Source organism: Paracholeplasma manati (assembly GCF_025742995.1).
GTDB lineage: Bacteria > Bacillota_I > Bacilli_A > Acholeplasmatales > UBA5453 > Paracholeplasma > Paracholeplasma manati.
The window spans coordinates 117,458-133,602 of record NZ_JAOVQM010000001.1 but is presented as its reverse complement, the minus strand read 5'-3'; the positions used below and the strand labels follow the sequence as shown (position 1 = coordinate 133,602).

The 16,145-nt window shown below is 37.3% G+C and carries 13 protein-coding genes; all 13 read left to right on the top strand.

All coding sequences use genetic code 11. The features are described 5' to 3' along the window. Positions 1-199: 199 nt before the first annotated feature. On the top strand, positions 200-2,524 hold the full coding sequence (locus N7548_RS00550) for an ABC transporter ATP-binding protein/permease (protein ID WP_263607428.1): 2,325 nt from the start codon (positions 200-202) through the stop codon (positions 2,522-2,524). Positions 2,525-2,586: 62 nt separating this feature from the next. Then, a complete protein-coding gene (locus N7548_RS00545; RefSeq protein ID WP_263607427.1) occupies positions 2,587-3,255 on the top strand; it encodes a response regulator transcription factor in 669 nt (222 codons plus the stop codon). Continuing rightward, on the top strand, positions 3,252-4,280 hold the full coding sequence (locus N7548_RS00540; RefSeq protein ID WP_263607426.1) for a HAMP domain-containing sensor histidine kinase: 1,029 nt from the start codon (positions 3,252-3,254) through the stop codon (positions 4,278-4,280). The genes N7548_RS00545 and N7548_RS00540 overlap by 4 nt, the downstream gene beginning before the upstream one ends. 150 nt (positions 4,281-4,430) lie before the next feature. Then, positions 4,431-5,123, top strand: a complete 693-nt coding sequence (locus tag N7548_RS00535) for a helix-turn-helix transcriptional regulator (RefSeq protein WP_263607425.1) — start codon at positions 4,431-4,433, stop codon at positions 5,121-5,123. Positions 5,124-5,221: 98 nt separating this feature from the next. Beyond that, a complete protein-coding gene (locus N7548_RS00530) occupies positions 5,222-6,319 on the top strand; it encodes an RNA-guided endonuclease InsQ/TnpB family protein (protein ID WP_263607424.1) in 1,098 nt (365 codons plus the stop codon). A gap of 465 nt (positions 6,320-6,784) precedes the next feature. Then, positions 6,785-7,777 carry a calcium/sodium antiporter gene (locus N7548_RS00525; protein WP_263607423.1) on the top strand — a complete coding sequence of 331 codons (993 nt, stop codon included), beginning with the start codon at positions 6,785-6,787 and terminating at the stop codon, positions 7,775-7,777. A gap of 70 nt (positions 7,778-7,847) precedes the next feature. Continuing rightward, positions 7,848-8,267 (top strand): SRPBCC family protein, encoded by a 420-nt coding sequence (locus N7548_RS00520; RefSeq protein ID WP_263607422.1) that lies wholly within the window; start codon positions 7,848-7,850, stop codon positions 8,265-8,267. A 1-nt stretch (position 8,268) separates the two neighbouring features. Then, a complete protein-coding gene (locus tag N7548_RS00515; RefSeq protein ID WP_263607421.1) occupies positions 8,269-8,631 on the top strand; it encodes a GNAT family N-acetyltransferase in 363 nt (120 codons plus the stop codon). A 94-nt stretch (positions 8,632-8,725) separates the two neighbouring features. Continuing rightward, entirely contained in the window at positions 8,726-9,892 is a 1,167-nt protein-coding gene (locus N7548_RS00510) for a MalY/PatB family protein (protein ID WP_263607420.1), read from the top strand. 58 nt (positions 9,893-9,950) lie between these two features. After that, the gene (locus tag N7548_RS00505) at positions 9,951-11,411 is read left to right on the top strand and encodes an amidohydrolase (protein ID WP_263607419.1); all 1,461 of its coding nucleotides are present in this window, start codon (positions 9,951-9,953) and stop codon (positions 11,409-11,411) included. Between the two features lie 89 nt (positions 11,412-11,500). Continuing rightward, positions 11,501-13,345, top strand: coding sequence for a molecular chaperone HtpG (gene htpG, locus N7548_RS00500; RefSeq protein ID WP_263607418.1), 1,845 nt, complete (start codon positions 11,501-11,503; stop codon positions 13,343-13,345). 119 nt (positions 13,346-13,464) lie between these two features. Next, complete coding sequence (locus N7548_RS00495) at positions 13,465-14,688, top strand: AarF/UbiB family protein (RefSeq protein ID WP_263607417.1); 1,224 nt, start codon at positions 13,465-13,467, stop codon at positions 14,686-14,688. Next, entirely contained in the window at positions 14,685-16,136 is a 1,452-nt protein-coding gene (locus N7548_RS00490; RefSeq protein WP_263607416.1) for a phytoene desaturase family protein, read from the top strand. The genes N7548_RS00495 and N7548_RS00490 overlap by 4 nt, the downstream gene beginning before the upstream one ends. The last annotated feature ends 9 nt before the right edge of the window (positions 16,137-16,145 follow it).

Sequence of the window (16,145 nt, the reverse complement as noted above, 5' to 3'; positions counted from 1 at the left end):
GTTTACGAGAGGGGATTTTTCTTAGTTAGAATCAAAATTTTTGATAAAAGAATGATTAAGTCATTTCATATATCAAGGAGTCAAGTATCGAAACACCAATTGTGGGAAAATATCGTAGAGTTTTCATTTCAAAAAAGTTCACACAGACTTCACAAACCATTGATATCCTTGAAGCACAAACATACAGGAGGTCATGGTTATGTTAACATTAAAAAATATTAAAAAGAATTACGTTTTAGGCAATCAAACATTCAAAGCACTCGATGGAATCGATATAGAGTTTAGAAAAAATGAGTTCGTTGCTATCCTAGGTGCATCGGGAAGTGGGAAAACCACACTATTGAATATCATAGGGGGGTTAGATCGCTATACCAGTGGGGATTTAATCATCAACGACAAATCCACCAAATCATTTAAGGATGCCGATTGGGATAGTTATCGAAATACAGCCATTGGATTTGTATTTCAAAGTTATAATCTCATTCCGCATTTATCGATTTTAGACAACGTCGAAATCGCCTTGAGATTATCAGGTGTTGGTAGTGTAGAACGCAAAAAAAGAGCAAAACAGGCATTATATGATGTTGGATTAATCGATCACATTCACAAACGTTCTAACCAATTATCTGGCGGACAGATGCAGCGTGTCGCCATCGCACGTGCACTCATCAATAATCCAGCCATCTTATTGGCGGATGAACCTACTGGGGCACTCGACAGTAAAACCAGTGAACAAATCATGTCACTAATTCAAGACATCTCAAAAGATCGATTGGTCATTATGGTCACCCATAACCCGGAAATTGCTTCTAACTATGCAGACAGAATCATTCGTCTGGTTGACGGTAAAGTGGTTGAAGATACCCACCCGCTCGTCAGCAATACATCCAATAAAGAAAAGGATCGTTTAGAGTTAAAGAAAGTATCAATGGGATTTCTGACAGCGGTCAAATCCAGCTTTAACAATTTATTAACGAAAAAAGGTCGAAGCCTCATTACGATGTTGGCAGGTAGTATCGGTATCATTGGGGTAGCGCTGGTTTTATCACTATCCACAGGCATGACACAGTATGTTAATGGCTTACAAAGCGATACACTCGCAGGTTTCCCATTAACCATCACTGAAGTAGTTAGAACCAATACATTTGGTCCTGGCGGTGGTAATAGCCCATTTGCCTCAGATGCGGACATTGCGACAGAATTTCCAGATGAACCCATCATTTATGCGTATGATGAACTGGCGAATACCACCATACACACCAATGTGTTAGATGAAGCGTTCTTGACATATCTCGATGGGTTGGAATCATCTTTATATAACTCGATTTCAACGACCAAGTCATTGTCAATGCACATCCTAGCTGAAACATCATTAGGCACTTACACAAGCATCTCAACCAATCAATCCAGCGGGACCATGTTTGGGTCTTCATCCCTTATCTTTGAAGTACCCAACAGTCCTGATTTCATACAATCACAATACGATGTTTTGGCAGGTACTTATCCCAATGAATATAACGAATTGGTGCTCGTAATTGACTCCAATAATCGATTATCTGTCGAAATATTGGAAGCTTTAGGTGTTGGTATTGAAGAGAATTATACCTTTAATGATTTCCTAGGCAAGACGTTCAAAGTCATACCAAATAATACGTATTATACAGAAAACAATGGGGTATATATCCCTCAATCAAATCAAGAAGACATGTATACCAGTAGTGATGGAATCACTTTAGAAATCGTTGGCATCATCCGCGTAAATGAAGCAGCCAGCAGTGAATTATTATCTACCGGTATTGGCTATTTAACCGATTTAACAGATCACATGTTAGCCATCGAATCCACATCGGATATCGTAACAGCACAATTGAATCAACCCAACACCAATGTGTTGACAGGTATGTCATTCAATACACAAGTTACGTACGATCAAGTCATGAAGACCATTGGTGGTGACACGACACCTACAGGCGTACAAATCTATCCAGTATCGTTTGATGCGAAAGACGAAATTAAAGCCTATTTGGATGCTTATAATGTTGGTAAAACCCAAAACGAAGCGATTATTTATACGGATACCGCAGAAACCATCTCTTCAACCATTTCATCGTTGATTAATACCATTACAATTGTCCTTGCAGCTTTGGCTGGTGTATCATTGGTAGTGTCTTCCATCATGATTGGAATTATCACCTATGTATCAGTTGTTGAAAGAACCAAAGAAATTGGTATCATGAGAAGTATTGGGGCGAGAAAACGTGATATTTCAAGAATTTTCAATGCAGAAACCTTACTCATCGGTTTGGCTTCAGGTATATTTGGTATCATCGTGACACTCATTGTTGCTTTACCGGCGAATGTGATCATCGAAAACTTAATTCAAGTCAATAATATTGTTATTTTGACATGGAACAATGCCTTATTACTTATTTTACTCAGTGCAATGCTGACTTTAGTCGCTGGTTTGATTCCAAGTAGAATTGCTGCGAATAAAGACCCTGTGGTTGCACTTAGAACTGAATAGCCTTAAGATGGGTATATAATCCAATAGAATGTGTTAATATGAAGACAAAGGAGGACATCGGTATGTTTAAAATACTATTGGTCGAAGATGAACTATCCATCCGCACATTGATTAAGACCTATTTAAATAAACAAGGCTATCATGTGATTGAAGCTGAAGATGGTAAATCCGGTTTTGATGTTTTTTCAAATCAACATGTAGACCTGATCATCACCGATTTGATGATGCCAAAACAAGACGGGTATGATTTGACTCAACAAATTAGACAATCATCTAAAGATATTCCGATTCTTATTATGACAGCATTAGATGCCTTTCAAGACAAAGAAAAAGGGTTCGAAACTGGCGCTGATGACTACATGACGAAACCCGTCAATCTGCCAGAAATGCACTTAAGAATTAAGGCGTTGTTGAGACGATATCAAGTGACCAAAGATCACCAAATCGAATTGGAACATCTGAAGTTAGACTTTCTTACCTTCAGTTGTTCTATCGATGGAAACAATATTAGTTTAACCAAAAAAGAGTTCATGTTGTTGTTTAAATTATTATCGAATCCGAACATCATTTTTACTCGAGAACAATTGATGAATGAGATCTGGGGATTTGACTCCGATAGTTACGATAGAACTGTGGATACCCACATCAAACGGCTAAGAGAAATGGTGATGTCTTCAGATTTTGAAATTCAAACCGTACGTGGTTTAGGATATAAGGCGGTAATCAAATGAAACGAATCTCATTAAAGATCATTATGGTGGTCATCATTGTTTTTATCGTATCTACAATCATTCCCCGATTTATTGTCAGTCTATTTGAAACATTTCCAGAAAGAGAATTATTCATATCGAACTTATTCTTTTTCGGCATGTTGTTTAGTGTTGCGCTAGCTTTGATTTTATCTACAATTATTATAAATAGTATGATTGTTAAGCGGATAAAAAACATCAACACTGCAACTGAAAAAGTAACCAATGGCGATTATAACATTATGATCGATGTTCATGGAAAAGATGAACTATCTCAGTTGAGTCAACGATTCAATAAGATGGTTCAGGCACTTAATTCTAATGAATATTTAAATAAATCATTTGTAAGAAATTTTTCTCATGAGCTGAAAACCCCTTTGGCAGCGATTAAAGGGTACGCAGATATGATGATTGATGACACTAATGAGTCTTCTGAAATGCGTGAATACGCAATCATTATTTCTGACCAAGCCCAGAGGTTATCCAACTTGACACAGCACTTGTTACAATTATCTTTGTTAGATTCAGATGAGATTACACCACAAAATGATTGCTTTAATTTGGCTGAACAAATTCGCAACGTCATTCAACTGCTTCAACTAGAGTGGGAAAATAAAAAAATACATCTAGAATTAAACTTGATTGATAAAACGATAACTTCGAATAAAGCCTTATTGTACCAAGTATGGAAAAATCTAGTTGAGAATGCAGTTAAATTCACACCAAATGGAGGACATATTATCATCCAAATGGATTATTCAGATGATAACCTTATCGTTCAAATACAGAACGATGGTGTTCTAGTTTTGAATCAAGACATCGATCATTTAACGGAGATTTTTTATGTTACAAATCCTGTCCATAAACAAAATGGAAGTGGTATAGGATTGTCTATAGTGAAACGTATCATCCATAAATTAGGTGGAACCATCTCATTTAATACGAATGAGAAAGACACCTTTGAGACAACAATAACCTTACCATTAAAACCCACTCAAAATGGATAATAATTACCTTAATAAACTGCTGATCCGATTAGTGGTTTATTATTTTTAATAACAAGATTAAATACTCAATGCGTTGAAGGTAAAATACAACTCGACAAAATCGGTCAAGTATTCATAAAAGGATTTACATATAATAAAGTCGGTGATGACATGGATGATCAAATGAGAGAGATTGCGAAACTACAAAAGTATATTGAGGCACACCTTTTGGATGAGATTACGTTGCTAGAGCTCGCAAAAGTATCTCACTATTCGCCTTGGTATGTGGATAAACTGTTTAGAAAGCATTTGGATAAAACCCCGATGCAATACATTAAAGAAAGACGATTGACACTTGCCGCACTGAAACTCAGGGATGAAAACATCAAAGTTTTAGAGGTGGCACTTGAGTTTTTATTTGATTCGCATGAAGGTTTTACCAGGGCGTTTTCGAAACAATTCGGGGTCAGTCCCTATCGTTATAAAAAAGACACCCCCGCAATCCAACTCTTTTTACCTTACATCCTGTCCGATTACCAATCATTCTTACAAAGGAGAAAAACACCGATGAACTATCAAGCCGTACCGATTTTTACCCAAGTCATTGAAAGACCCGAAAGACAATTGATCGTCAGAAGAGGGATCAAAGCCGAACACTACTTTGCTTATTGTGAAGAAGTAGGTTGTGATGTTTGGGGGATCCTAACTTCAATCAAAGAAGCCCTTTATGAACCTGTGGGTTTATGGTTACCCAAAAAATTAAAAGCAGGCAAATCGACCTATGTTCAAGGCGTTGAAGTACCGATGACTTTTAACAACACAATCAAGAAGTCCCCTTCCTCTTCAAGTAGTGGGATGAATTGATTTGTTTTCACTCTTTAGTATACAAACACCCATAAATAATGTTATAATATAGTTGAATAATCACTATACATAAATACTATGAAATGGGGAAATATCGGATGAACAAAGCCTTTAAGTTTAGAATCTATCCAACTCAAACTCAACAGACTTTGATTCATATGACCCTTGGCCATAATCGCTTTCTCTGGAACAAGATGTTAGAAGATAAACAAAAACAGTATGAACTTGATAAAACCATGTTATACAATCGTCCTGCACAGTATAAAGATACTTATCCATTTCTAAAAGACATCGACTCTTTATCTCTAGCCAATACGCAACTCAATCTAGAAAAAGCTTTTAAACAATTCTTCAATCATAAACAAGACTTTCCTAAATTTCATTCTAAGAAACAAGACTACGGGTATACAACCAACCTTGTTAACAATAACATCGTTCTATTAAAGGGTTATATCAAACTACCTAAACTCGGTGAAGTGAAAATCAAACAACACAGAGCCATACCTAGTGATATGTCTTTGAAGAACGTAACTGTTTCTAAGAGTAGTACAGGTAAGTACTATGTCTCGATACTTTATGAATACCAGAAAGAGATTAAGAGACAAGAAATCAAAACATCGATTGGTCTAGATTTCTCGATGAATCATTTTTATGTGGATGATCAAGGATTCAAACTAGATTACCCAACCGATATTCAAACAGACTTTATCAAACTAAGTATTCTTCAAAGAAGTCTATCTAGAAGAATCCAAGGTTCTAATAACTATCATAAAAAAGTATTAGAGATCGCTTTATTACATGAACGAATCAGACATAAAAGAGATGACTTTTTACATAAACTATCTAACGCGATAACCAAGCGTTACGATTTGGTGAGTGTAGAAAGATTAAATCTCATAGAGATGTCTCAGACGAATCCTTATTACGCCAAACAGATTTCGAGGTTTGGATGGACTAGATTTGTTTCATTCTTAAAGTATAAGTTAGAAATACAAGGTAAGACTTTGATGGTGATGGATCAGTGGTATCCATCCTCAAAGACCTGTAGTACCTGTGGTGAGATTCATAGTGAACTCAAACTTAATAATCGAGTATTTGAGTGTAAGCAGTGTGAACTACACTTAGATAGAGATCACAACGCAGCGATCAACATCAATCAAGAGGGATTAAGACAGTACAAATTAGCTTTCCAGTAATAAGACACATTAAGAACCGTAGGGACTACGGGGATAGCCTATTGAGTCAATCGCGGGTACGCTTTTATGGATAGGAAGCCCCCACTTCTAGTTAAGTGGTGGGTAGTTCACCAAACCCATCCCAGATGGATTTGAAATCATATCTTTAGAACCCCAACGCTATATGGGTATGAATTCGATTTAGAAAACGCCCCAGTATTTCAATTAGAACCTCGCGGTGAACGCTGTTATATTGAAGCGAAACCCATTCGAAAAATAAACCTCAAATAGACCATCGTTTCCATTGACATTTGGATGGGTTATGATAGAATAAGCATCGAAGGGGAGTAGTTTCCCAAGAATCCATCGTCAGGACGGTTATATCTTAACCCGGTGCATTCCAAGCTGAGCTTGTAACAAGACCTTCAAGACTTTTTGTCTTGGAGGTTTTTCTTTTTCCAAGACACCTTATGAAAGGAGACGTCTATGGAACACGTCATCAATGTTTTACTACTTTTGATTGGGTTTGTTTTTCTGGTGAAAGGTGCTGACTTTTTTGTTGCTTCATCGGCATCGATTGCGAAACGTTTTAAAATTTCTTCTTTAGTCATTGGTTTGACTTTGGTCGCGTTCGGTACCTCATTACCGGAACTCGCAGTCAGTTTTATTGCTTCGCTCACGGTAGCGCCAGGACAAACAGCGGATATCGCGATGGGCAATGTCATTGGGTCCAATATCGTGAATATTACCCTCATTCTAGGTTTAACCGCGATCGCCAGACCGGTGCATGTATCGAAAACCATGCACAAAAAGGAATTTCCTTATTTGGTTTTCGCATCCCTTCTCATTGCTTTATTTGCGTTTGCTTTCCAAGCCGATGCGTTGATTGTTTGGTGGGAAGCGCTCATTCTATTGGTGGTATTTGTAGGTTATATCTATCTCATGCTTAAGACTTCTAAAGACGCTGAATCGAACGAAGACTACGTGATTATGGATATGAAAAAATCCATTCTTTGGGTCGTGATTGGTCTTTTAGGTGTCACAGCCGGTGGTTGGATGGTCACCAAAGGGGCTGAAAACATCGCGGTAGATGTGTTGGTCAATCTATTTGGTATAACTACAACTAAAGCCATCACTTTGGTGGGGTTATCGATTGTGGCTGTTGGAACATCGTTACCCGAAATGGTTACTTCCATTGTGGCAGCCAAAAAAGGTGAAAATGAGATTGCTTTTGGTAACCTAGTGGGTTCTAATATTTTCAATATATTATTCATCTTAGGGTTATCTGGTATAGTCACCCCACTAGGCATCAATGGAGATGTACTCATCGATATTCTTATCATGATTGGTGTAACCGTGTTTGCTTTAGGTGCTGCAGTGACATATGGAAAAGTATCTAAAAAAGAAGGGTTCGCGTTGGTGTTCATCTATGCATCTTATCTAGTTTACATCGTATTAAGAGCTTTATCTATATTTTAATAACTGTAGACCATCGATAAAAAGATGGTCTTTTTCTTAATCTATGATATAGTAAACTTGAGGTGATAGCATGCAATACCAAGTTCAAACAACGTTCAATCAACACATAGACAAGGTGATTCATGGCTTCATCGATATCGCCATGATGAAGCTCTGGCAACCCCATTTAATCGACATTGAAACCGTCAAAGGTGTATGGCCAAAAGCAGGTTTTGAAGGGTTTTTGATTTATGATGTGATCGGTGTTAAGTCAAAGATGTCCGTGAAAGTACTCGAAAATGAGTTACCATATAAACTCGTTTTTGTCTATGAAGTACCTGGTGTAAACAACCGCTGTGACTATCATTTCAAAGACTTAGGTCAACAAACCGATTATCAAATGGATGTCATTTTTACTTTTGAAGATGGTATTGAACGATCTGAAGCGTTGTTTAAAGGGGAAACCACGCGAATCATGACTGTGTTCAAAACATTTATTGAGGGACTATGATATGGTTTTAGTACATTATAACTATACCTATGAAGATGCGTTATTCGATCTGATTGAAAGTGACCCTGAATGGGTAGAATACATCGAACATAGAAATCAATATCGTTTAGCAATTGAAAGTTCAACGGTTTATGTGTTGATGGATGAATCTATATGTATTGGTTTCATCCGTGGTAGAGATGACAGTGGTTTTGGGTTTTATATCTATGATTTGTTGGTAAGAAAAAGCCACCGTGGACATGGGTATGGTAAAAAACTCATTGATCACCTCAAATCGATTTATCAACCCGTTTATGTGATGTCGGATGTTGATCCTTATTATGAAAAGATTGGCATGAAAAAAATCGGCTCTATTTTTGAATAAAATCACCAAAACGGTGATTTTTTCTTTTTAAGGGGTTTAATCTATCTTTTATTTCCTTTATAATAAACATAGAAACCTTAGAGGTATATTAACTATGAACGCATTTAAATCGCTTGATCGCAGTTACACCAATGCTCGAAAATGGGACTTAGAAAGAGGTCCTTTTGAGGATGATTTTTTACCTTTTTCTATCGCAGATTCAGACTATAAGTCACCAAAACCCATCATTGACGCGTTAAAAAAGCGCGTTGAACATGGGGCTTTCGGTTATAACTATATTGATGAATCCTATGAAAAAGCCGTCGCCAATTGGTTTTCTCGAAGATACCATTTTACGGTTCAAAAAGGTGAGTTTTTTCCTGCACCAGGCGTGGTTGCTGCGCTGTATTTAGCTGTTAAAGGCTTAACTCGAAAACAGGATAAGGTCGTTATTCAAACACCAGTTTATCCAAGATTTTTCGATGTCATCCACGACAACCACCGTGAACTCATCGATAATAAACTAGTCAATATCAATGGTCATTACACAATGGATTTCTTTGGCTTAGAAGAAGCCTTTAAACAAGGGGCTAAGATGTTTATTTTATGTAACCCACACAACCCAGTTGGACGTGTGTGGACCAAACATGAAATCGAACAAGTCGTGAATCTATGTAAGAAATACAAGGTGACCTTAGTTTCAGATGAAATTCACGCTGACATTATCCTTAAAGGACATGAATTTACATCGCTTGGACATTATTTAGATGATTATGATCAACTCATGGTCTGCACTTCTCCCAATAAAACCTTCAATATTGCAGGATTACATTTATCGAATATCGTAATTAGAAACCCGAAGATGAGAGAAGCCATTCATCATGAATTGCGCGTCTCCCATAACTGTACTCCAAACCTCTTCGCAACCCTTGCTTGTCAAGTTGCATATACAGAATGTGATGACTGGGTCGATGCTCAAAACCACCACATAGAACAAAACTTCAAACGTCTATATGCGTTCTTTAAACTACATGTCCCACAAATGAAGATCACCAAAGCAGAAGGCACTTATTTGGCTTGGTTAGATATGTCATTCTTAAAGAAAGATTCCATCTATATCACCAAGAAGGTGATGGACTACGGAATCACCTTATCTGATGGAAACAAGTTTGATCCAGATTTGAAAGATTTTGTTCGGATGAATTTAGCCTGTTCAAAAGACCAACTAGAAGCCGGTCTTGAAAGATTCTTAAATTTCATATTAGATGAACTCCAAGCGTAAATCGCTTGGTTTTTTTCTATCCAAATAATATGATACAATCAACGTAAAGAGGTGGCTTATGAAACTTTGGAAAAATGGGGTTATCCATACACTAACAAATCAATCTGAAATTTCGAACATACTCACCGATCAAGGGCTCATTGTGGGTTTAAACGTGGATGAAAAAGAACCCTATGATGAAGTGATTGACTTAAAAGGTTATCACCTTTACCCAGGTTTTGTCGATGCACACCTACATTTGATTGGGTATGGTCAGTTTCTCAATCGCTTATATTTAACCCATACTCAAGACAAAAATCTTGTCTTAAATCTTCTCAAAAAACAAAACATTTTTGAACTTTTAATTGTGGATGGTTACCATGAATATGTGGGTGTTACCAAATACGATTTGGATACCATAAACAATCAAAATCCTATGATTTTAAGACACCACGATTTTCACGCAGTCACCGTAAATACGGTTGTTCTAAAACAATTGAATAAAGAAAGTTCTACAGGGATTCTCAGAGAAGAAGATGCTCAAGCGGTTATCAGACACTATGCTAAAGTCAGTAATGAAACTTTAGAATCCTATCTTGAAACAGCCATAAAATCACTTTATCGGTTCGGTATTACCGGGGGGCACTCAGATGATTTGTTCTATTTCAATGGTTATCAAGATACACTTCAAGCCTTCATAAACGTACAAAAAAGAATCCCATTTCGTACGCATTTATTGGTTCATCATGAAGTCCTTGACGACTACATAGCCTCACCTTATTTCAATCATTACAGTGATTTTTTAGAGCTTAAAGGCATCAAAGTATTCTATGACGGTACCATGTCATCGAAGACAGCTTTGATGTGGCATGGTTATCAAAATGAAACTTCGAATGGCCTTAGAACCACTCCAAATTTCATCGAAATTGTTCAAAAAGTAAGACAATTTGGTCTGACTTTAGCCATCCATGTGATTGGTGACCAAGGGTTAGATGAACTCATCGATATTTTAAAGAAATACCCACCCAAAGAAAATCAAAAAGACCGCATCATTCACGCCCCATGGGTATCAGAATATGGCATGAATGCGCTAAAATCCATGCCTGTTACGATTGACATCCAACCACAGTTTTTATCGAGTGATTTTCCTGAAGCAACCACCATCTTCAAACAATTTCCACCGTATGTTTTTCCGTGGAAAACCATGTTAAAAAATGGATTAACCCTCTCTTTTAGCAGTGACGCACCGGTAGAGACACCTAACCCACTCTTAGGAATCTTAGACGCTACAGAACGGGTAGCGAAAGACGGTAAAATATACCAACCCGAAGAACGCATTTCTAGGATGGATACGATCAAAGGTTATACGATATACGCGAACGCTCAAAACAACCTTCAAAACAGGGGTACAATTGAAATTGGACAGGTCGCGGACTTTAGCATTTTCACATTCGATTTAGAAACCATCGAATCTAGTAGACTAAAAGAGCCTTTGGTTGAAATGACAGTTATCAACGAACACATCGTCTATCAAAAATAGACTGTGTGTTTTTCTTTTCTATGTGAATTGGCACTTAATACTTGACATTGCCAAAACCTTGGATAAAATAGTATTTGGAGGCGATAATTATGTCAAAGACACAAGCATTCAAAACAGAATCTCAAAAGCTTTTACATTTGATGACACACTCAATTTACACACAAAAAGAAATCTTCCTTAGAGAACTCATATCCAACGCGAGTGACGCGATTGATAAGAGACACTTTTTATCTCTAACGGATGAACAAGTCCCGTCCGGGGAATACAAAATCACCATCACACCCAACAAGGAACAAAGAACCCTTACAATCACAGATACTGGGATTGGTTTCACCGAAGAAGAATTGATTACCAATCTTGGAACGATTGCACAAAGTGGATCCAAAGCATTCATTGAAAAACTCGACCAAAACGATACAAACATCATCGGTCAATTCGGGGTCGGTTTCTACAGTGCTTTCATGGTTTCTGACAAGGTTGAAGTTAGAACCAAATCCCCTTACGCAAACACCGGTTATTTATGGACATCGGATGGTGTTTCAGAATTTACCGTCGATGTGTTAGACCGCGATGTTGTGGGTACTGAAATTACTTTATACTTAAAAGCGGATATTGAAGATGAAGAAGTCAAAGAAAACTTCAGTGACTACCTTGAAGTCTATGAATTGCGTTCACTCATCAAAAAGTATAGCGATTATGTGCGTTACCCAATCTATTTATCAGAAGATTTAGAAAAACCAGTCAACCAAATGACCCCGCTTTGGCAACGTTCAAAAGCGGACATCACCGATGAAGCTTTAAATGGTTTTTATAAACACCAATTCAATGACTTTGAAGACCCGATGAAAGTCATTCACATGTCAGTTGAAGGGATGTTAACTTTCAATGCGTTACTGTTCATCCCTAAAAAACCAGCTTATAATTTCTATAGTGAAACCTATGAAAAAGGATTACAACTCTATTCCAAAGGTGTCTTCATCCAAGACAAGAATAAAGATTTGATTGGCGATCACTTCAAGTTTGTTAAAGGGGTTGTAGACTCCTCCGATTTATCCTTAAATATCTCTCGTGAACTCTTACAACAAGACAGACAACTCAAAAAGATTTCCAGTTCAATTGAAAAGAAGATAAAGAATGAACTTCAAAACTGGTTAGAGAATGACCGTGAGAAATACATTGAATTCTATGATGTATATAAGACATCCTTAAAATATGGCATTTATCAAAACTTCGGTTTACACAAAGAACTTTTACAAGACCTCATTTTATTTAAAACCAACCTTTCGGATGACTACATCACTTTCAAAGAATACCTAGACCGTAAAAAGACCGATCAAAAAGACATCTATTACGCGACCGGTAAATCCAAACAAGCCATCTTAAACCTACCTCAAATGGGTATCCTCAAAGAAAAAGGGTATGAAGTATTATTACTGACCGAAGAAGTGGATGAATTTATGATTCAAATCATGGGTTCATACAACGAAGCACCATTCAAATCGATTCAATCCGCCGATTTAGACTTGGTGGATGAGGAAAAGAAAAAGGATATTAAGAAGAAAGAAAAATCCAACAAATCCTTATTAGAAGCCCTTAAGGAAGCCCTTGGCGATAAAGTCTCCGATGTCAAACTCTCTCAACGTTTGAAAGACGCACCTGTGTGCTTGGTTTCAGGCGAAGGTTTGTCTTTAGAAATGGAAAAGGTATTGAAAAACGTACCGAATGGTGAACAAGTTAAAGCGGAACGTATCTTAGAACTCAATCCTGATCATGACATCTTCCAAGTTTTACAAGGCTTAACCGAAGATAAAGCTGCGTTAAAATCTTACGCAACCCTCTTATACCACCAAGCCTTACTCATTGAAGGCTTACCAATCGAAGACCCGTCGGAATACATCCAAGTATTGAATGACTGGATGGTTCACAAGAAATAAGGATTTAAGCTCACTGCGGTGGGCTTTTTTTTCAATATCTTAAATTTCCCTTTATTGTGTATCATCTAGGGACTAAAAAACCACTTTGTTATATAATAAACATAAAGGACAGTGATGTTATGCGTTGGATCATGTTTATCCGATTATTCAAACAAATATTTTCAAAAAAGAAACTACCGGACTTAGACTTCATTCAAAATCAAGGTCTTTTGGCTGTGAAGATTGCCCAAACCTTCGCACTTCGAATTGACTTCTTAAATGAAGCGACCTGCACCCATCTAGCGAAACTTTATACTCGAACCACCCCAATTCAAGGGGAGGATTTTAAGGTTTTACTCAAACAATATACCAATGAAGATTGGCTCAAACAGTTCAAAACAATTGAAGAAACCCCGATTGGTAGTGCCTCGGTTGGACAAGTCCACCGTGCTACCTTATTTAATGGTGATGAAGTGGTCATCAAATTCATCAAAAAAGACTTCAAGAAAAAATTTGAAAAAGATGTCCGTTCACTCAGACGATTCATCAAGTTCATCATTTTCTTCTATCCTAAATTGGCTAAAGTGGCAGACCCAGTAGGCATTTTAGAGCACATTGAAGAATACACCTTAGCCGAGTTAGACTTAAGAAACGAAATCAGCCATGGTGAAGTGCTCAAAGGCATTTATGAAGCGAACAAAGACAAGTTTGATTTATCTCGTTTAAAATTTCCTAAAATTTATAAAGACTTATCGAATGAACATGTGTTGGTTTCTGAGTTTATTGAAGGGAAAACCGTCGATGATCTATTAGAAGAAAAATCGATGCCTTTTGAAGACATCTTAGAAATATTCCATATTCATGGGTTCTATATTTTCATTGTAGGTACTTTCCATGGGGATTTACATCCAGGCAATCTCATCAAAAAAGGCAATGATTTCTATTTCATCGATACTGGCGCGATTTCAGAAGTTGGTAAAAAGATCCAAATGGGCTTATTTGAGTTCATGGAAAAACTCGCTTATTATGACTTCCCAGGTTGTGCACTGGCTTTAAACCATATGGCTTCTAAAGAAATCCATGGAAAAACTTATGATGCTTATTACGTAAAACTATTGGATTTATACAAAGACTTTGAAGGCAAGTCGGTATCTGATGTTTCCTTGACCAGAAAAATGATGGAAACCATCAAGCTTGGGGTCAATTCAGGCATGGTCTTTGAAAAAGGGATGTTCCCAATCATCAAGAGTATGATGTATTTGGATGGCATGGTATTAAAAGGTGCACCAGATACGGTACTCATGATGGAAATGAGACGTTTCTTAGAAGAATTTCACAAAGCAAATGAGGCGATCAACGCATGAAAAAAATAGCGATTATTGGGGCTGGACCTGGGGGTTTAGCCGCGGGGATGGTCTTATCTAAAAAAGGCTATGAACTCCACATATTTGAAAAAGACAACCAAGTGGGTGGTCGTTCAAAACGACTCTCTTTAGGGGATTATCATTTTGATGTGGGTCCAACCTTCTTGATGTATCTAGAAATCTTAGAAGAAGTCTTTCAATCGGCTGGGTATGACTTACACAAAGAATTAGACATCATCCGTTTAGAAGAGTTATATACATTGATGTTCAATGACGTTACGTTTCACATGTCGAAAGACCCCAATGAGAATGCGAGTATGTATGATAAATACCAACCTGGCATGGGGAAAAGCTATCTAAACTGGTTGAAGGCACAAGAAAAGAAGTTAAATGCCATATCATCCATTTTAAAAAAACCCTTCCCGAATTACTTTCATTTTCTGAGACCAGATGTATTGAGAGCTTTACCTTATTTACACCCATTTCAATCGGTGTTTACACATTTATCCACCTTCAATAAAAACCATAATTTCATCCATTCGTTATCGTTCCAAGCGAAGTACTTGGGTATGGCATCCTATCAAGCCCCATCCATTTTTACGATATTGCCTTACTTAGAACACGCATTGGGTTTATATCATGTTAAAGGGGGTCTCAATCAAATCAACCATAAAATGGCTGAATTGATTGAAAAGAATGGCGGGCACATCCACTTAAATAGCCCAGTAGAAGAAATCATTGTGGATAAAGGGGCTGCGAAAGGGTTAAGAGTCAACGGCGAAGCCATCCTCTTTGATGACATCATCATCAATGCGGATTTTGCGTACGCGATGAATCATTTAATCAAACCAGAACACTTGAAGAAATATACCCCAGAAAAGATTGAAAAGAAGAGATTCAGTGTATCGACATTTATGTTATACATCGGTTTAGATACCACCTATGATTTTCCACACCATGAAATCATTTTCTCAAAAGATTATGAAGCCTATTTAAAAGGATTGACAGGTAATCAATTCACAGATGATTTCAGTGTGTATGTCCATAATCCAGGACTAAATGATGATTCATACGCCCCTAAAGGTCATACAAGTCTATTTGTTTTGGTACCTGTACCGAACTTATCGGCTGAACAAGATTGGTCTGTATACAAAGAAATCCTGAAAGAACAAACCATCGACTTAATCGAATCGAAACATGGTATCGACCTTAGAAATCATATCCAAGTAATGAAAATGATTGATCCAAACGGTTGGGCCAATGATTATAATGTCTATCGTGGGGCAGTATTTAATTTGGCACATAACCTGCCTCAAATGTTGAATCGAAGACCTCAAAATCAATTTGAGGATATCTCTCATTTATACTTAGTTGGTGGCGGTACACACCCAGGCAGTGGGTTACCAACGATTTATCAGTCAGCTCTGATACTAAAAAAATACTTATAAAATTGATTG